A 19,140-nucleotide genomic window follows, 5' to 3' on the forward strand; every position below is an offset into this window, starting at 1 on the left:
TCAGATATCTCTTTTGGAGAAGACTGAAGGGGGCGTCGTGGATATATTCCATCTCGATCAAGCGTTGATAGAGCGATACGAATCGTTCGCGCGCTCCTTTTCAGAGATCCACGCGCCGGAAATCCGCGCCCAGGTCGATGCTGCATATAATGAGCAGCGTTTTTGGCCAGAGCCCCTCATCACCATCAATCCGCATTTCGAAGCCGGTCATTCTATCGATCAGCTTGTCGCTCAAGGTGTGTTGGATCCGGCCCTCAGCAAGATATTCGCCAGCGGTCCGGATCGGGCGCCGATCAAGCTTCACCGTCACCAGGAGCGTGCTGTCGCGAAAGCGCGCAATGGTGAGAGTTTCATCGTCACAACCGGTACGGGGTCCGGAAAATCGCTCTGCTTCTTCCTGCCGATCGTCGATGCAGTCGTGCGCGCACGGCGCGCAGGCGAGGCGCAGCGGACGCGCGCGATCATCATTTATCCCATGAACGCGTTGGCCAACAGCCAACTTGAAGAGCTTGAAAAGTTCATCGGCGGCTCAGGGGTGGAAGAGGAGTTACGCCCGACCTTTGGCCGCTATACAGGCCAGGAGAGCGATGCGGATCGACAAGCCATCGCCAAGGCCAAACCCGACATTTTGCTCACGAACTTCATGATGCTCGAATTGCTCATGACGCGTCAGGACGAGCTCGATCGTGCCGTCATCGCCAATGCGCACGGCTTGGATTTCCTGGTCCTGGACGAGCTGCACACATATCGCGGCCGCCAGGGCGCGGACGTCGCGATGCTGGTGCGTCGCGTCAAAGACCGCCTTGTCAAAGAGCGTAAGCTGCTTTGCATCGGTACGTCAGCGACGATGTCGAGTGCGCAGGACGAGATTGAGCGAGCAAGTGCTGTTGCTCGCGTCGGAAAGCTCATTTTTGGCGAAGAACTGAGTTCAGCCTCGATCATTGACGAGAACCTCGCACGGGCAACGGACCCCAACATCAAAAGCACGAGCCTCGGAGCATCCCTCGTGGATGCAATCCGAGCGCCTATCCCGGCTACGCTCACGGATAAGGAGCTGTACGGCAATCCGCTCGCCTGCTGGATCGAGACTGAGATTGGACTGTCTGAAGGCGAAAAATTGCGGCGTCGCCCGCCTATGACGTTGAGCGATGCGACTGCCAAACTAGCGGCTCAGACAAAGATCCTCCCTGAGGAATGCAGGAGCGCTCTTGCCGGAATGCTGTCTTTGATGGGCCGCCGCGAAGATCTTCGCGGCGGCGTCAGTGACCGCGCATTTCTGGCGTTTAAGCTTCATCGCTTTATTTCCGGCGCTGGGCATGCCTACGCAACGATCGAACCCACCACCGGCCGGCGTGTCGTGTTGGAAGGGCAAGTCTTCCACCCCTCCGATCCGAATGCACGCTTATATCCGGTCTTCTTTTGCCGGGAATGTGGCCAAGAACACCATAGCGTGCGCATTGAAAATGCGTTTGATGGTATCCGCGTTCTAGCGCGCGCCATCGATGAGCCGGCGAGTGAAGACCCCGAACCAGACGGCTCGCGAACCGGCTTCCTAATTCCCGCGGTCAATGCCGATTTTCAGTTCGGGGGCGCTGTCGCTGACTATCCAGATGATTGGCAGGAAACGACGCCGGCCGGACAAGAGCGCCTTAAAGGAGGGCATCGTGGCAAGCACGAGGGACAACTCCTCTTTGTGAAGCCTGATGGGTCGCTCGGCGACGATGGGGTGCCAGCATGGTTCTTCGGCGGCAAATATCGCTTCTGCCCCCATTGCCGCCATCAGCCGCCGCAACAGGCACGCGACATCAACAAGCTGGCGGGTCTGTCGGCTGAAGGCCGTAGTTCAGCGACGACGCTCATCGTCTCCACCATCCTGGCGTGGATGGAGGCCGACGGCACGCTTGAGGAAAGCACACGGAAGCTTCTGGGCTTTACAGACAATCGGCAGGATGCGGCCCTTCAGGCTGGGCATTTCAATGATTTCATCTTCGTCAGCTTGCTTCGTGGCGGTATCTTACGTGCCGTGCGGGACGCAGGTACGAAGGGCCTCGCGGACGTTCGGTTCGGAGAAGCTGTTCGCAAGGCGCTTGGTTTCGATCTGGAGGAATCTGACCGGCTCTCCGATTGGATGGCCGATCCGCGCGTAAAGGGATTCCACAACCGGCAGGCGGCCGAGGAAGTGCTAACCTCGATCCTGGCACATCGCGTATGGGCGGATCTTCGGAAGGGTTGGCGTTTCACAAACCCCAATCTCGAAGAAGCGGGCCTCGTCGAGGTGCGGTTTCCCGGACTGGGTGAGCTGGCGGGCGACGACGAAGAGTTCGCTGGTAATCCGCGGCTGGCGGCGAGCACACCCCAATTGCGGGCCAGACTCTTCACGCTGCTCTTCGATTATATGCGTCGCGGCCTTGCGATTGCCACCGAAGCGTTGGATCGCCAGCGGATATTGCAGGTCGCCGAGACGTCCAGAAATCACCTGCGCGATCCCTGGCTGATCGATCAAAACGAAGAACAGGAACTGCGGCAGGCCGGATTCCTAATGATTGATCCGCCGAGCAAGGCGGAGATTAGCGCTGCGGAAGATGTACTGATCGTGCGGGCCGGCTGGCGGACGGCGTTGGGTAAGAGCCTGCGCAGTAAGGATCTGTGGGGCGAGCCGCTTCCCGTTAAAGAATATGACGATGTTATCGCCACACTCCTGCGTGCTGCCGAAAATCACCAGGTCGTCCGGCGGGTGGTTACCGGTGGAGACGCTCCTGCGTGGCGCCTGTCGTCGACTGCTTTGCGCCTCTTTCCCGCGACCAAGAGGGCCGACGGGAAACGCGAAAATCCGTTTTTCCGCACGCTCTACGAGGATGTCGCCGAGATGCTTGGGCAGGAGGGCAACCTGCCTTTCGCCTTCGAGGCTCGGGAGCACACCGCCCAGGTCGACCAGAAAGTTCGTGCCTGGCGAGAAGATCGGTTTCGGTTCGGGAAATCAGATATTGAAAGGATTGCCCAGAACCGGGACGAAATGCGTCAGGAGGGCGAACCCGCCAGTTTCCTTCCGGCGCTGTTCTGTTCACCGACGATGGAGCTCGGTGTTGATATCAGCGCGCTGAACGCTGTCTTTCTCCGGAATGCACCGCCAACACCGGCAAACTACGTGCAACGAGCCGGTCGCGCCGGCCGCAGCGGTCAAGCAGCGCTGGTCGTCACCTATTGTGCTGCCCAGTCCCCCCACGACCAATATTACTTCAACAATCGTCAAGGGCTTGTCGCCGGCGTGGTGAAGCCGCCAGCCCTCGATCTTGCCAATCGCGATCTGCTGCGGAGCCATCTCCATGCCGAATGGCTGGCGGCGGCCGTGGTGCCGCTGAAGCCGTCCATCCCTGAAAATTTGAACATGGCAACACCGGAGATGCCAATCTCCGATCCAATCCAAGCGGCGTTCGAAAAGCTTGCCGCGAGCGGAGCTGCAAAGCCGACGATGCGGTGCCTTCTGGAGCAGACTGTCAGCGCGGTCGAGTTGGCCGATGCGCCGTGGCTGGCCGATATCGATGCCTTCGTCGATGAGACCAACCGGGAAGCGGCGCAGAATTTCGCAGGCAGCTTCAGTCGGTGGCGGGAGCTCTACCGAAGCGCACGCCGTGAGCAGGATGAGGCGCATCAAATTCAGCAGAAGACGTCCTTCAAACCGGGTGAACGCAAAGAGGCCGCGCGCCGTCATTTCCGGGCGACTGAAGAACTTGACATGCTTGAGCGCGGACAGGCTTCGAACGGCTCCGATTTTTACACTTATCGATATCTGGCGACCGAAGGATTTCTGCCGGGATACAACTTCCCGCGTCTCCCGCTCTACGCTTTCATCCCTGCGACCAAACGTGCGGCCGTCCTGCAAAGGCCGCGTTTTCTCGCCATTTCCGAGTTCGGTCCCAACAGCCTGATTTATCACGAGGGGCGCGCCTACCGAGTTGTCCGGGCGAAGCTGCCGGCGCACGGTCGCCTCGACGATGGCAAACTGGCAACCACCAGCCTCATCCTGTGCGGCGAATGCGGAGCGGCTCACCCTGATGACAAGCTCGAACGATGCCACGCCTGCGGCGCGTCGTTGGCCGGTGTGGATCGGCTCGACAATGTCTATCGGATCGACAATGTCGAAACCGCGCCATCATCTCGGATCACGGCGAATGATGAAGACCGGCAAAGGCGCGGCTTTGAGATCCAGACCGTTTTCCAATGGCAATTCGAAAAGGGCGTTCCCGATATCCGCACGCTCACCTTGCGTTCGGAGGCAGGGCCATTGCTGCTTCTCGATTATGGCGCGCGCGCGAAGCTATCGCGCGTCAACAAGGGGCTTCGGCGTCGGAAGTCAAAGTCGATAAACGGGTTCTGCATCGATCCGACGTCAGGCCGATGGGTCAAGGATACGCTCAACGGCGGGGATGATGACGACATGGACGTCACGATCCCTAAGTCGCAACGGATCGTGCCGATCGTCGAGGACCATAAGAACGCGCTTCTGGTACGGCCGCTTGCAAATTTTGACGAGCGGCAGATGGCAACCCTGCAGCACGCTCTTCTGCGAGGCATCCAGATTGTTGCCGAGCTTGAAGAAGGCGAGCTTTTGGGCGAGCCGCTGCCTGCGCGCGAGGACCGCAAGGCAATCCTGCTTTATGAGGCGACTGAGGGGGGAGCGGGGGTTCTAAACCGCCTCGTCTCGGATCCTCGCCGGATGGCGGAGATCGCACGTCAGGCGCTCGATCTTATGCACTATGACTTCCACCCGGAAGGAGGCGAACTCAAGGAGCGGTCCGATGCCTGCGTCGCGGGGTGCTATCGCTGCCTGCTCTCATACTTCAACCAGCCAGACCATAATCTGATTGATCGTCGCGACGTGGAGGTCACGGCTTTTCTCTGCCAGCTCGCCGAGCCTGAGCCGATGACCGCTGGACCGGCAGAGACCTTAAGCGGCTGGCTTGGTGCGATAGGCCGGTGGGGATTGCCAGCACCATCCCCGCGCAAGGTCGACGGCACTTTATACGAGCTTTATTGGCCAAGCTTTCAGGTGCTCGCGGTATCAGGTCGTGCACCTGACAGGCTTGCTGCGGCATGCGCCGACTTGGGGGTGGATGTCGTCGAGCTTCCCGAGGTGCCTGGCGAAGCCGCGCCGAGGGAATTGGTTGAGTTGTTGGGGGCGGCGTAGTGGAAGCGGTCAGATTTTCACCGGGGGACCTTGTCGAGGCGCGGGGACGCGAATGGGTCGTCCTTCCGTCTCCGGATGACGACATCCTCAATGTGCGGCCCTTGTCGGGTTCGGAGGCCGATGCGCAACGGATTGCGCTCGCGCTTGAAGTCAATCCCGTCAGGCCTGCGCGATTTGCTCCACCAACACCCGAGCGGCGAGACACCCAGGACGGTGCGCGGTTGCTAGCGGATGCGCTGCGTCTGTCGCTTCGCCGAGGCGCCGGCCCGTTCCGAAGCGCTGCGCATCTCGGCGTGGAACCGCGCGCCTATCAGCTCGTGCCGCTGATGATGGCCTTGAAGCTCCCGGTGGTGCGGTTGCTGATCGCCGACGATGTGGGAATCGGCAAGACGATCGAGGCGGGATTGATCGTCCGCGAGATGCTCGACCGTGGTCTGATCGACCGCTTCTCCGTGCTGTGTCCGCCCCATCTCGTCGAGCAATGGGTGAGTGAGCTTGCAGAGAAGTTCGACATTGACGCTGTCGCCGTGACGTCGGCCAGGGCGCGCAGCCTGGAGCGTGGTCTTCCTGCGGCTCAAAGCCTGTTTGAAGCTTATCCGCACACTGTCGTCAGCCTCGACTATATCAAGGCTGACAGTCGCCGCGACGAATTTGCCCGGGCGTGCCCGTCCCTTGTCATCGTTGATGAAGCGCATGCCTGTATCGGCGGAGATCGCGGCAGACATCAGCGTTTCGAGCTTCTCGAACGCCTCGCCTCCGATGATGAACGCCACATGCTGCTGCTGACGGCAACGCCGCACAGTGGTGATGAAGCGGCGTTCGATCGTCTGCTAGGCCTCATTAGCCCGGACTTCGCGGGAGGACCCCAAGGCGATGAGAATGCGCGCGCGCGGTATGCACGCCGCCTCGCTCAACATTATGTCCAGCGCCGCCGGCCCGATATTACGGAGTCCGGTTGGCACGAGAAGCGGACTTTCGCTGTTCACCAGGTGAAGGATGAGCCTTTCAGTCTCAGCGGCGAGTTCGGCGCCTTCCATGATCGCGTTCTGGACTATTGTCTTGCTGTTACGCAGCGCGCCGGTGCTGACCAGCGCAGTCGACGGCTCGCTTTTTGGGGGACGCTCGCGCTCATGCGATGCGTCGGCTCCTCGCCGGCGGCTGCAACAAATGCGCTGCGCAATCGCCTTTCCGGAGTGGCGGACGAAGAGGCGATGCAGCCCGTTGTCTTCGACGAAGATGAAGGCCTGCTCGACCAAGGCGACGTGGAGCCCGGCACGGCCAGCGCGAGCGCCGAAGAGCGTGGTGAACTCGCCGAGCTAATCGCGATTGCAGAGACCCTTGATCGCCGCCGTGGCGAGGATCCCAAGGTGGCACGGCTGCTGAAGGTTCTAAAAGGGCTGCTTAAGGAAGGAGCCAAACCGGTCATCTTCTGCCGGTTCATCGCAACGGCGGAGGCGCTGGGCGAAGAGGTCAAGCGCGTCTGGCCAAAGGCTGACGTAGCGGTAGTGACAGGGCGCCTGCCGCCCGAAGAGCGGCGGACGCGCATCGATCGGCTCGAAGACTCCGAGAGCCGAATCCTCGTCGCGACGGACTGCCTGTCCGAGGGCATCAATTTGCAAGCGCTGTTCGATGCCGTCGTACATTACGATCTGAGCTGGAATCCGACCCGTCATCAGCAGCGCGAAGGTCGTGTCGACCGATTTGGTCAGCGTTCGCCGGTCGTCCGTTCCGTGACGATCTTCGGCGACAACAGTGCGATCGATGGCGCAGTCTTACAGGTCATCCTGCGGAAAGCGGACGCCATTCGTAAGGCGACGGGCATTTCGGTTCCGATGCCCGAAGACAGCGAAGGCGTGACCTCCGCGCTCATGCAAGCGCTCATGCTTCGCGCCGGCGGACACCGAGAGCAGTTGGCTTTCGATTTCGGCCTCTCAAGCGAGCGCCTCGACAGCAAATGGCGGGACGCTGAGGAAAACGCGAAAGCAAGCCGCGCGCGCTATGCGCAAGGTGCGCTGAAACCCGATGAGGTGCTGCCGGAGTGGCGGCAGATGCGCGCGCTGAACGGCGGCCCTACTGAAGTTGCGCGCTTCACGGAACGTGCTTTGAAGCGCGCCGGTGCGCCACTGCAGAAGGCCGGTCAACATCATCTAGTGCATCTGGATGCGATGCCTGACGCCATCAAGGAACGCTTAGAATCGCGTGGTCTGCGTGGGACGCGACGGGTTGGCTTTGAGGATGATCCGGCGCCGGGTGTGACGCACCTAGGCCGTGTCCACCCACTGGTTGCGAGTTTAGCAGAAAGCTTGGCGGAGGGGGCGCTAGATCCGGAAGGGGCAGCATTCCGTCCCCTTGGCCGGTGCGGCGCCTGGCGCACCCGCGCCGTCGCCCAGATGACAACATTGATGCTGTTGCGCCTTCGTTTCAAGCTTATCACCAGCGGCCGCACAAACCGCCTGCTGCTGGCTGAGGAAGCGACCGGGATCGCGTTCGGCGGATTGGCTACGGCGCCTATTCTCGAAGGACATTCTGCCATTGAGCTTCTCGAGGCGGAGGCGACCGGAAATCTTGATGAACTCGCCGCTGCGCGTCAGCTCCAGAGAGCTCACGAACGACTGGTGAGCTACCAATCGGCAATAGAGGCCTTCGCAGCCGAACGCGGAGCGGCGCTTTCTGCCGACCATCTTCGGCTGACGGAAGCCGCGCGCGGCGGGGCGACGGTCGAGGTCGTTCCTGTTTTGCCAGCGGACGTCATCGGTCTCTATGTCCTCCTTCCGGAGGGCGAGTGATGGCCCGGCATCTAAAGCGCGCTGCCAATATCGGGCTCACTGCCGTCTCGATCGAGGGAGGATTGATCTCTCCAGATCAGGTTGCGGTGATCGCCGCCACCGCTCCAGACCAGAAAGCAGCCGCGGAATATGGCTGCCCCAAAGGAACGAACCTGCGTGACGAGATCACGCGTTATTTCAGGATCGGCCAAGCGCATTGGCAGGCCTACGCCAGATTAGCAGCGCCGACCGAGATTCAGACCACCGCCTTTGTTAAGAGCCTGCTTGAGGAGGCGTTCGGGTTTGAAGGCCTTCACGGCCCAAATCTTCACCAGCAGGATGGTCATACTTATCGTATTACCCTTGAGGCAAAGGGCGGTAGGGTGCCCGTCGTCGTGGCCGCACCTCTGTCTGAAGCAGATGCGTTCACTAAATCGCTTCCGCACCTTGGCGACGATCATGGCGGCACGATCCCGAGGCGTTCGCCGAGCGTGTTGCTCCAGGACTGGCTCAATGCGAACTCCGAGTTCTTATGGGGGCTGGTCTTTGCCGGCGACCGCCTCCGCCTCATGCGGGACAACGCCAGCTTCACCCGCCCAACCTACATCGAAGCGGATCTGGGCGCGATTTTCCGCGACGAGATGTTCTCGGATTTCACCGCAACGTGGCTGCTCATCCATGCAACGCGTTTTGGAGCCGAGGGGGCTTCTTCGGTAGACTGCGCATTAGAAAGGTGGCGTGAAAGCGGACTTAAAGCGGGCACCGCAGCGCGTGAGAGACTCAGAGAGAACGTTGAGGAGGCGTTGCTAGCTCTTGGACAAGGCTTTCTCGATGCCAACCCTGAACTCCGCAGCAAATTGGATGATGGTGTTCTCGACATCCACGGGTGGTTCGAACAGCTTTTGCGCATTGTATATAGACTGATCTTTCTCGCCGTGGCGGAGGATCGTGATCTGCTTCATGCGCCCGACGCATCGGTCTCATCACGAGAACTGTACGCCTCTGCCTACAGTTTCAATCACATGAGGGAACGTTCTACTCGGCGATCGGCGCACGACCATCATCATGATGCGTGGGAAGCGGCCAAGATCGTCTTCCGAGGATTGCAGCGGGGGGAGCACCTCTTGGGCTTGCCGCCTCTCGGGGCGCTTTTTGCTCAAGGGCGAACATCCGACTTAGATAATTTGAAGCTCCCAAATCGAGCATTTCTGCGCGCGATATTCCAGCTGAGCTGGCTGGTTGAGGACGGCCGGCGCCTCCGCATCAACTGGCGCGACATGGCGACAGAGGAGTTGGGATCGGTTTATGAGGGCCTTCTTGAACTGGTGCCTACCCGGGAAGACAACGGTCGTCGTTTTTACTTTGTAGGCGGTGCAGAGGCCCGCGGAAACGCACGAAAGACGAGCGGTAGCTATTACACGCCAGATAGCCTGGTCCAGACATTACTTGATGGCGTGCTCGATCCGGCTCTCGAACGCGCCGAGGCCGAAGGCGGTGCAGAGGCGATCCTCGCTCTTTCCGTGATCGATCCAGCATGCGGTTCCGGCCATTTTCTTCTTGGGGCGGCACGCAGAATGGCAAGCCGTGTTGCGCTACTGAGGAGCAGCGAAGCGCCAGACTACCCGGCAGCCATGCGCGATGTCGCTAGCCACTGCATCCACGGGGTGGATCGCAATCCAATGGCCGTGGAGTTGGCTAAGGTAGCCATGTGGATCGAAAGCGTAGAGCCCGGTAAGCCGCTTACTTTCCTCGACAGTAATATCCGCTGTGGAGACAGCCTTATCGGTGTCTTTGACATCGAAATGTTGAAGAGAGGGGTTCCTGACGAAGCATACAAGCCACTTACCGGCGATGATAAGGAAACCGCCAGAGCATACGGACGGTACAATAAGCAACAGCGAGATGGCAAAGGCGCGACTGGCTTGCTGTCCGAACTGCGGCCTCCGGAAAGCCTCTCCCGCGCCGACCAAAGACTTCACGCTTTACCAGAAGACGATCTGAGGCAGGTAGAAGCGAAAAGTCGTGGATTTGACGAGTTGCGCGCATCGGTCGACTGGCAGCGGCTGAAGTCGGCGAGCGATCTTTATGTGGCCGCTTATCTTTATACAGCTGCGTACTTTGCTCGAAAATCCTCAGCTGCGTCGAGTTTCGATGATCTGCCAATCACCGGACACGTGTGGAATGCGGCCGGAGGCCGGGATGTGCCGCAGCATCTGGTGGATGGCGCGAGGAAGACCTCCGACGTGGTGCGCGCGTTTCACTGGCACATCGAGTTTCCAAGAATTTTCAACGCCCCAGACCCTGGCCGCCGTGGGTTTGACGTGGTTATCGGTAATCCGCCTTGGGAGCGCATTAAGCTACAGGAGCAAGAGTTCTTTGCAGCCCGTTCACCAGACATCGCTGGTGCTCGCAATAAGGCTGAGCGTGAAAAGCTCATCAAGAAGTTGGAGAAGGCCGAACCAGATTCGCCTGACGGCCAACTTTGGGCCGACTTCCAGTTTGCCAAGCGTACCGCGGAGGCAAGCAGTGAGTTTGTTCGGACGGCCGGCAGGTATCCCCTCACGGGGAAAGGCGATGTCAACACTTATGCGTTATTTGCTGAGCTTTTCTTTCAATTGACCAACGCACGCGGATTTGCCGGCGTCATAGTGCCCACGGGAATTGCGACTGATCTTTCTACTTCGGCCTTCTTTGGTGAGCTTATCGAGCACTCACGCTTGGTGAAACTTCTGAGCTTCTACGAGATCCGGCGCTGGTTCAAAGGCACTGATGATCGGAAGGCGTTCTGTATCTTGATGATCGGTGAAGCTGAGGGAGCCGCCGACTTTTGCTTTGATATCGAGAATATTGAAGACATCGATGACCCTCGACGGAGTTTCAAACTCACATCTAGTCAGATCGCGCGTATAAATCCGAACACAAGGACGGCACCGGTATTTCGGTCGCGCGCGGATGCAGACATAACGGCAAAGCTCTATGTTCGAGCGCCGGTGCTAGTCGAACAACGGAGCGAAGAGAGCGGCGGCGACGCGAACCCATGGGGGATCACGTTCCAAACGTTATTCCATATGTCCAACGACTCGCATCTATTTGCGACCGCGCAGGCCTTGGAAGCTGAAGGTTGGATTCGCGACGGAGTGGATTGGATTCGCCGCGGCGGCCCTCCAAGCGAACGTCGTGTTCCGCTCTACGAAGCTAAGATGACTCATCTTTTCGATCACCGCTGGGCAACCTATGCCGGCGGATCGGTTGATGACGAGGAGGGGGCCCGGGATTGCACGCCAGCTGAGAAGCAGAATCCAAACTTCGAGACCACGCCACGTTATTGGGTACCAGAGGAGCATGTGAGGGTTGGTCTGGCTCGGGTTCCTGCGAGCCTCAAGCGAGGTTTTCGGGAGGGTAATGCGGATCGGGTCCTTAAGAGCCTTACAGAATGGTTGGTGGGATACTGGGCCGCGAGTGGGGAGAGAATCCACGAATCCGAGCTAGCGCGGATATTGGGTCAGCACAGCTGGCGATCAATCTTAGGAAGCTCTGCCGATCGCTTCGCAATGGAAATAAGAACCATTGGGAACGGAAAGGAGATGCAGCGAGAAACGCCGCTGACTGCCGAAGATATCGAGTTCTTGAGTCACGGTTCGCGTGATCCGCTCGCTCTTGCCGCTGCGCTACTTACTCGCAAACAGCCACGTTGGCTCATGGGATGGCGCAGAAATGCCAGGACTACGGACGAGAGAACGTGGATACCGAGTGTCCTGCCCAAGGTCGGCGTAGGCGATAGTATCTTTCTATGGAACACGGTTGTCGCCGATCCGAAGGCGACCGCTGTATTGTTAGCAAACGCCTCGTCCTTAACAGCGGACTTCGCCGCAAGGCAGAAAGTCGGTGGAACTAATCTCAGCTTCTACTTCGTTCAGCAGTTTCCAGTCCTTTCGCCCTCGTCGTTCTCATCCCAGGACATGGACTTTGTAGCTCAACGGGTATTGGAACTCTCGTATACCAGTCACGCGATGCGTCCTTGGGCCGAGGATCTCGGGTATGATGGACCGGCGTTCGGTTGGCACGAAGATCGCCGCATGGATTTGCGAGCAGAGCTCGATGCTTTCTATGCGCTTAAATACGGCCTCTCTCGAGACGAACTGAGGTATGTGCTCGATCCAGGCGACGTGAAGGGCAGAGATTATCCCTCAGAGACCTTTCGTGTGCTCAAAGCCAATGAAGAGCGTCGCTTTAATGAATTTCGTACTCAGCGTCTCGTGCTTGACGCCTACGATCGGCTGTCTAACGCGCATTTGGTGGCGAATCCGATCGAGCTTCGAACATCTCGTGCAAGGCTGCTTGTAGATGCCTTACCCGACAACGCCTGGGCTCGGACGGCGCAATCGCAGCCGGGCGATGTTGGCGCCGTCTTGGCTGCGATTCTTAAGACAATGGACGGTCCTAAGCCAATCCGTGATGTGCGTCTTGTCGCCGCGTTCGCCATCGAGCCGCGCCTACTTGCTCCGCTCCTGTCGACCGCCAAGGCGGCAGAATGGCAGCGCCTGGTGGGGGCGGAAGCCGATCCCCTTGCCGGCAATGTCACGACATTCGTCGCGCGAAACAACACAGCGTGGGGCGCCGCTCTGCGAAACCATCGCGGCAACGGACGGCTGGTTGAGGATCTCCAGCGCGGGACATGGGCATCTGGTCCCGGTTTGGAGGCCATCGACACTTCCGGATGGCCTGACGGTCGTGCAGGCTTCGTGTTCGGTGCTCTGGAGAACATCAACCTAGACGTGGCGGTGGATTCGCTGCCCGCTGACATACAGCAGTGGGTGATCAATGCCGCGGCAGCCTGATCTTCTCGACCCGCAGCTTCTGACGGTAAGCCCCGCTGAAGGGCTCGAAGGGCCGCGACTTTGGGTTCGACGACTTGTCATATGGAAAGAGCCTGGTGGGGAGAAGGTGCGGGACATCGAGCTTCGCCCTGGCCTGAACATCGTCTGGTCCCCTGATGGAGCAGATGATGCCGCTTTGGCGGGTCAAACGAATGCCGTCGGACATGGTAGCGGCAAAACGCTTTTCTGCCGGCTTATCCGCTATTGCCTTGGCGAGGATCGCTTCGCCACCGAGCCCCAGCGTGATCGGATCGGCACCGCATTCCTGAACGGCATCGTGGGTGCCGAGGTCATACTGGACGGAATCTGCTGGGCGATCGTTCGCCCACTTGGCGTGCGTCGGCGACATATGGCTGTACCGGGCGGAAATCTCGACGAGATCGCCGCTGGTGAGGGCGCTTCAACGGGAATGGAGCCGTTCGTCCAGGCGATCGATCACCAAATCATCACCACCGCGCTTGCCCAATTGGTTCGCCCGCAAGCAAACGGGCCTATTTGGCCGGTCGCGCTCGCCTGGCTTACGCGGGACCAAGAGTGTCGATTTGACGATGTCCTTGACTGGCGATCGCCGACCTCGGACTCCGATTCACCGATGCCCGCGAGCGGACAGGAGAAGGGACCACGGCTTGAGGCGCTCCGTTCGTTTCTGATGGCGATCACGCCCGAGGAACAGACCACGCGTGGCGAAGTGAATAGCCTCAGCGAGGAGCGCCGAGTCCTGGATCAGGAGATTGGCCATCGCCGGTGGGAAATCGAACGCACGCAAACCCGGCTCGTTACGGGGCTCGGCCTTGAGGAGCAGTCGCTTCCAGAGATGCCATTGCTGATCGACCTCATGCGCAGGTCCGCCAGCACGCGCTTGGCGTCGGCAAGTAAGATTCCGACTGGCGGCGACGCTGAACTCGCCGCAGCACGCGTGCAACGAGAGGCCGCGAGAAATGAATGGGCCCGCCTCGAAGGCGAACGTATCCGTATCGAGGCACTAATCCCCGCTGAAGAACGCACATTGTCGATGATACGCGGGGAGTTGCCGGGGCTTTCCTATTCGAAAGTCGAGGCTGAAAGCCCGATCTGCCCGATCTGCGAAGTCCCCATCGACCGCGCTCTGGCAGAGGGCTGCAAGCTCTCGCACAAAGTTCCTGATGCCGACGCCTGCCGGCAGCGTTGGAATCAACGACAAGCTGATCACGACTCCCAAGCGAAGCGAGTTGAGGATCTGCGGCAAGGGCAGACGAAGCTCTTGCCGCAGATTGCTCTGGCCAAGCAGCACTTCGATCGATCCGTCGATCACGTCACGAACATCGAGAAGGCCCGAGATGCCCGAGAGTCCGCTTGGTACGCCGCCCGCAGGCTCCAAGACGATGTTGAGCGCCTTGCAGAGCTCTCCGAAACGCAGGAGGCGGGTGTCAAGCGTCTGCGCGAATTGGGCACAAAACTAGAGACTGAGAGAGAACGGCTGGGCGCCTTTCGTGACAAACAGGCCCGGGTTTTCGGACGCATGAGTGAGAAGTTCGACCCGATCGTCCGACGGTTGGTCGGCCACGATGCAAAGGGCCGGATCACCCTTAGCGGGAACGGGCTTGATCTATCGGTAGACATGGGCGGCGACCGCAGGACAGCCGCGATCGACTCTCTCAAGGTTCTGGCTTTCGACCTCGCTGCAATGTGCGTGAGCATCGAAGGCGCGACACGTGTGCCGCCATTTCTGCTTCACGACAGCCCACGTGAAGCCGATCTTGGCTTGTCAATTTATGGACGGCTCTTCGATATCGTTCAGGATTTGGAGCGCGTCGGCGGAAAGCCACTGTTTCAGTACATCGTAACGACAACCACGGCACCTCCAACCGAGTTCAGGGAACGTCCCTACCTGCAGCTAAAATTGCATGGCGATCCGCCCGCGCAGCGCTTGCTCGGGGTTGACCTATGAGCAGCACCGAAGGGCGTCTTCTGGCTTATCCCTTCGTCCTTCTTTCTGAGCTGCGCGATGCCGCGAACGAGCATGGATACCGTATTGGCCCTGAAGAGGCAGGCGGATGGATCTTTTTCCGATCAGCCAGTGCGCCTGGGGAGATCGGACTTGCGGCCGCGAGCGCCTCCGGTCCGTTCTTTCTGTCCTTGATGCTGCCGGGAGTGGCGCGAGCACTGGAGGCTCAACCCGCGGCACCTTGGGCCAAAGGTCACGCAGGGGCCTTCATGTTTGCCACGCGTGATGAGCTGCATGCCGGGGTCCAAACGGTGTACCGCCTGTCAGTCAGCTTGCCCAACTTTCCGCTTGAGAAGTATGAAAGAGCAATCGCGGGTCTCGGCGAGACCGAAGGCGAACGCTCACAAAAATTCAGGATTGGCCAGAACATCTTTCGCGATGCCTTGATGGAATACTGGAACGGAACCTGTCCGTTGAGCGGAATTTCCGGTGCCGAACTGCTGAGAGCCTCGCACATGATCCCATGGTCCGATTGCACGACCGACGCGCAGCGGCTCGACGTGCACAACGGACTTTTACTGTCAGCCCTGTGGGACGCCGCATTCGACGCCGGGCTTGTGACCTTCGGCGACGATGGCGCGGTTTTACCCTCGCCTCAGTTGGAGGCCGCTGCCTATCAAGCGCTAGGTATAGGAAAGACACTGCGGTTGGCGCTACGGGACGAGAATCAACCTTATCTCGCCTACCACCGCAACCACGTCTGGGTTCGGAGCTAGGCAAGCAGGAATGCGGAGCACTCGCAGGTGTCCGGAAGCGATAAATGGCGCTGCTTGACGAAGCGTGATAAGGCTCGAGCGACGGTACTTCTTGAAGCGCCTTGAGTGCGTTACGGACTGCCGATTAGGTGACCATTGGGCGATTGATGTCGATAGATGGCGAAATCGCAAAAATTTTTTCCCGACGATTTTCCCTTTGAATTCAAAAGCGTAACTTTTTGATGGCCCGTGCGTCGGCTTTTGCCCGTCACCGCCGGATCTTTTGTTAGTCTTTTCAATGGCTTGTGATGGTATTAAACAATCGAGTGGGAATGATTCTCGCCTGGCAAGGAATTGTCAGACCTCGTGATCCCGGTGCGTCAAGGTGAAGGATCGTGGAGCGCTGGCGACCGCGCTCAAGCCGGTTTACGGCCTTTCCTTCCCTGCCGATCAATCAAGACTGCCTGTTGCCATGGACTCGGCGCTTTGTCGGTACGATGAATGCAGCCTGTCCAGCAGCAAGGCCGTTTCTTGCCCTCCAACAGTTCGTCACAGGTCCGCTCGATGCGACTCTGGCGCGTCTTTGGTTGTTTTGCATCATCCACCCAGCAGATGAACTCATTCCGACCGAGCGGCGTCAGGCTTTCCCACAGCACAAAGACTTTTGGATCCGATCGCAACGCTGCTTGAAGGTCGTCACGTGCTTCGTGGACAGTGCCATGTGGGAAAGTGTTCGCCATGCAACCTCCAACGGTGCCGCTGGCCGCCTGGTTCACCCGCTCCAATAGAATGGCAGCTTCCGAGGTGGTTGCTGGACGATAGAATGTCCACGGTAAAGTCTTCCCCCGACCTCGGTCGATCCGCGGCATGTGGCGGGGTGCCTCGCCCCCTGTTGTTGCGTCTGCTCCGGTTTTCCTGCTGGGGCGCTGATTGTCCATCGCCGGCTCGGTCAGGAAGGCTGACCTGTCGTGGAAAAATCGCAGCCTGATATTGAGGCGGCGCGGGCAGTAATAGCCGGGCGACGAAGGTATCTGCTACAAGGTGCGGTTATTTGTCGTACTTGATATTTCAAATGTAAAGTAAGATACATTACGAATGTAAAATAGGGTACATTGAGCCGGGAGAGCGAGCCTGATCACCTCCACGCAAATGCGTGCTGCCCGCGCCTTACTCGGCACCGACCAGAAGCAACTGGTCGAGATGTCCACGGTGTCGCAGCCGATGATCGAGCGGATGGAGGCCAGCGAGGGGATCGTGCATTGGGTCGTCCACACGCTCACCAAAATCGTCGAGAACGCGAGAAGCGAGGGGACGGATGCAGAGCCCGCTTCACGCACCCAGACTCCCCACCAGGCGATAACACATTCTAACCAAAAGCAAAAATTACCGGACGGCAGCTGCCTGCCCCCGGATGATCCCTCCATTCATCAAGCGGCATAAAATAAGGGATGGCTATGACTGCGCGATCGGTTGAACCGACCTTTGTTGAAGCATTTACACCCAAGCTCGTCACGGTCCTCCGGGAAGGCTACCACTTTAGGGATTTCCGCGCAGACGTTCTCGCCGGGCTGACCGTCGCCATCGTGGCGGTGCCGCTTTCCATGGCGATCGCCATCGCCTCCGGCGTGACTCCGGACCGTGGCTTGTACACTGCGATCATCGGCGGATTCATCGTCTCGTTTCTTGGCGGCAGCCGATTTCAGATCGGCGGCCCTGCGGGCGCGTTCATCGTCCTTGTCGCCACGACCGTCGCGCTTCACGGCGTGGAAGGACTGCTCCTTGCCACCGTGATTGCGGGCGTCGTCCAGCTTGTGGTGGGACTGCTGAGGCTCGGGACCTTCATCAAATATATTCCGTTTCCGGTGACGATTGGGTTCACGGCGGGTATCTCCGTGATCATCTTCGCCAGCCAACTCACCGAATTACTCGGTCTCACTCTTGCGGGCAAAGAGCCTGGGGAGCTGATTCACAAGCTGGCAGCCATTAGCGCGGCATTGCCGACCATAAACGCGGCGGCGGTGGCCGTCTCCGTACCGACGATCGCGTTGATCGTCGCGATACGTTACTTCCGTCCCTACTGGCCTGCGATGCTGATGTCGGTCGGTGTTGCCTCGGTTGCGGTTTGGTTGCTCGGCCTGCCGGTAGAGACCATCGGCACCCGTTTCGGTGGCATTCCCCAAACGCTGCCAGCACCCATGCTCCCCGTGATCTCGCTGGAGAAGATCACTGAGGTGCTGCCCGCTGCCCTGTCATTCGCGCTGCTGGGGTCTATCGAGAGCCTGCTATCGGCGGTGGTGGCCGACTCCATGAGCGGAGAGCGACACCGTTCCAACTGCGAGCTTGTGGCGCAAGGTATAGCCAACATCGTTTCCCCGTTTTTTGGCGGCTTCTGTGTAACCGGCACGATCGCCCGCACAGCGACGAATGTGCGCTCCGGTGCGCACGGTCCGGTCGCGGGCATGCTGCATGCGGTGTTTTTGTTGCTGTTCATGCTCGTCGCCGCACCACTCGCTTCGTACATCCCGCTGGCCGCGCTCGGCGCCGTGCTGGCCGTGGTCGCGTGGAACATGGCCGAAAGGCACGCATTCGCAATGCTTCTGCGTGCCTCGCGCAGCGACGCGGTGGTATTGGTGGTTACGTTCTTGCTGGTGATCTTCAGTGGCCTCATCGAAGGCATTCTTGTCGGCTTCGGTATCGCGGCGCTCCTATTCCTGCATCGCATGGCGAAGATGGTGGAAGTCGAGAACGCGCGTTCGCTGACCGACGGGGACGAGTCGGTCAGGGTCAATGGCAATGGCCGGAAAGCGTATGATGTCGCCCTCGCCACTGATCCCGATGTGGCCGTTCACCGGATTTCCGGGGCGTTCTTTTTCGGAGCGGCGGCGAATGTCGGTGCGGCGCTCGACAGTATTGGCGATCATCCGAAAGCCTACGTCATCGATTTCTCGGACGTGCCGGTGATCGATTCCTCCGGAGCTGCAGCGATTGAGGGCTTTGTGCACAAAACGCATCGCCGGCGAGCGCCCGTCTATATTACCGGAGCGTCTCCGGCGATCCGGCGCACGCTCCTGATCCATGGCGTGAAGCCGCCTTACGTGCGATTTCGCAGCGATCTGGCTGAGGGCGTCAAGGCCGCGCATAGCAGGGTCGCGCATAGCAGGGGCACGCATAGCAAGCTCGCGCAGAGCGGGGTAGCGCGGCGCGATGCGGCGGCGGAAGAGGAAGAGGAGGAGGCGCTGACGTGAGCAGCCTCCGGTGACAGGGACGGCATGTCCGCGCAGGTGATAAAAGGACAGGACGCGGCTAGGTTGCCCTAGCTGCGGACTGGCAGAACGTTTTCGATCTAACGCAAGGCATCATTGTCGTCCCTACGGATCATTGTTGTCCTACCGGGAGGCGCTGCATCCATCACCCCCCGACGACACCGATGTGTCTATAGTACGCAAAACACTCAGCATGGCGGATGAGGCTCCTTGCAGGGGCACGCGTCCGCACACCCGGCCCATGCTTTATCGACCAGCAGGTTCCGCACGCGCGACGATCTAGAACCGATCGACATTCAGGATTCCCAATCGGTTTGATCGCTGATTCATAGAGCTCCGTGATTCGTCACGGAGCAGATCATGGCGGCGAA

At 59.5% G+C, this 19,140-nt stretch carries 9 protein-coding genes; 7 read left to right on the forward strand and 2 right to left on the reverse strand.

What is annotated here, in order from left to right; genetic code table 11:
* Positions 1-37: 37 nt before the first annotated feature.
* From GGQ85_RS17410 to GGQ85_RS17420, 3 genes are read left to right on the forward strand one after another with little or no spacing between them, the layout of a single operon-like run.
* On the forward strand, positions 38-5,185 hold the full coding sequence (locus tag GGQ85_RS17410) for a DEAD/DEAH box helicase family protein (protein WP_309775593.1): 5,148 nt from the start codon (positions 38-40) through the stop codon (positions 5,183-5,185).
* Positions 5,185-7,971, forward strand: coding sequence for a DEAD/DEAH box helicase (locus tag GGQ85_RS17415; protein WP_309775594.1), 2,787 nt, complete (start codon positions 5,185-5,187; stop codon positions 7,969-7,971). The genes GGQ85_RS17410 and GGQ85_RS17415 overlap by 1 nt, the downstream gene beginning before the upstream one ends.
* Positions 7,971-12,788, forward strand: coding sequence for an Eco57I restriction-modification methylase domain-containing protein (locus tag GGQ85_RS17420; protein WP_309775595.1), 4,818 nt, complete (start codon positions 7,971-7,973; stop codon positions 12,786-12,788). Before GGQ85_RS17415 ends, GGQ85_RS17420 begins: the two co-directional genes overlap by 1 nt.
* Here the strand turns inward: GGQ85_RS17420 and GGQ85_RS17425 are convergent.
* Positions 12,769-13,176 carry a hypothetical protein gene (locus GGQ85_RS17425; protein WP_309775596.1) on the reverse strand — a complete coding sequence of 136 codons (408 nt, stop codon included), beginning with the start codon at positions 13,174-13,176 and terminating at the stop codon, positions 12,769-12,771. The genes GGQ85_RS17420 and GGQ85_RS17425 overlap by 20 nt on opposite strands.
* Between GGQ85_RS17425 and GGQ85_RS17430 the strand changes: the two genes are divergently transcribed.
* Both GGQ85_RS17430 and GGQ85_RS17435 read left to right on the forward strand, forming a co-directional pair.
* Complete coding sequence (locus tag GGQ85_RS17430; protein WP_309775598.1) at positions 13,177-14,754, forward strand: chromosome segregation protein SMC; 1,578 nt, start codon at positions 13,177-13,179, stop codon at positions 14,752-14,754. It begins immediately after the preceding gene.
* Positions 14,751-15,527 carry an HNH endonuclease gene (locus GGQ85_RS17435; RefSeq protein ID WP_309775599.1) on the forward strand — a complete coding sequence of 259 codons (777 nt, stop codon included), beginning with the start codon at positions 14,751-14,753 and terminating at the stop codon, positions 15,525-15,527. Before GGQ85_RS17430 ends, GGQ85_RS17435 begins: the two co-directional genes overlap by 4 nt.
* A 395-nt stretch (positions 15,528-15,922) precedes the next feature.
* On the opposite strand, the gene GGQ85_RS17440 is transcribed toward GGQ85_RS17435, so the two are convergent.
* Complete coding sequence (locus GGQ85_RS17440; RefSeq protein WP_309775600.1) at positions 15,923-16,375, reverse strand: YdeI/OmpD-associated family protein; 453 nt, start codon at positions 16,373-16,375, stop codon at positions 15,923-15,925.
* A gap of 280 nt (positions 16,376-16,655) precedes the next feature.
* Between GGQ85_RS17440 and GGQ85_RS17445 the strand changes: the two genes are divergently transcribed.
* Both GGQ85_RS17445 and GGQ85_RS17450 read left to right on the forward strand, forming a co-directional pair.
* Positions 16,656-16,946: a helix-turn-helix domain-containing protein gene (locus tag GGQ85_RS17445; RefSeq protein ID WP_374708917.1), complete on the forward strand. Its 291-nt coding sequence runs from the start codon at positions 16,656-16,658 to the stop codon at positions 16,944-16,946.
* Between the two features lie 14 nt (positions 16,947-16,960).
* Positions 16,961-18,751 (forward strand): SulP family inorganic anion transporter, encoded by a 1,791-nt coding sequence (locus GGQ85_RS17450; RefSeq protein WP_079447192.1) that lies wholly within the window; start codon positions 16,961-16,963, stop codon positions 18,749-18,751.
* Positions 18,752-19,140: the final 389 nt, after the last annotated feature.

The organism is Nitrobacter vulgaris, assembly GCF_031453995.1.
GTDB classification, from domain to species: domain Bacteria; phylum Pseudomonadota; class Alphaproteobacteria; order Rhizobiales; family Xanthobacteraceae; genus Nitrobacter; species Nitrobacter vulgaris.

Bases quoted from the DNA above. Each gene is read 5' to 3' on its own strand.
- GGQ85_RS17420 (WP_309775595.1), top strand. From the start codon at position 7,971: ATGGCCCGGCATCTAAAGCGCGCTGCCAATATCGGGCTCACTGCCGTC.
- GGQ85_RS17440 (WP_309775600.1), bottom strand. From the start codon at position 16,375: ATGCCGCGGATCGACCGAGGTCGGGGGAAGACTTTACCGTGGACATTC.
- GGQ85_RS17445 (WP_374708917.1), top strand. From the start codon at position 16,656: ATGCGTGCTGCCCGCGCCTTACTCGGCACCGACCAGAAGCAACTGGTC.
- GGQ85_RS17430 (WP_309775598.1), top strand. From the start codon at position 13,177: ATGGCTGTACCGGGCGGAAATCTCGACGAGATCGCCGCTGGTGAGGGC.
- GGQ85_RS17450 (WP_079447192.1), top strand. From the start codon at position 16,961: ATGACTGCGCGATCGGTTGAACCGACCTTTGTTGAAGCATTTACACCC.
- GGQ85_RS17435 (WP_309775599.1), top strand. From the start codon at position 14,751: ATGAGCAGCACCGAAGGGCGTCTTCTGGCTTATCCCTTCGTCCTTCTT.
- GGQ85_RS17425 (WP_309775596.1), bottom strand. From the start codon at position 13,176: ATGTCGCCGACGCACGCCAAGTGGGCGAACGATCGCCCAGCAGATTCC.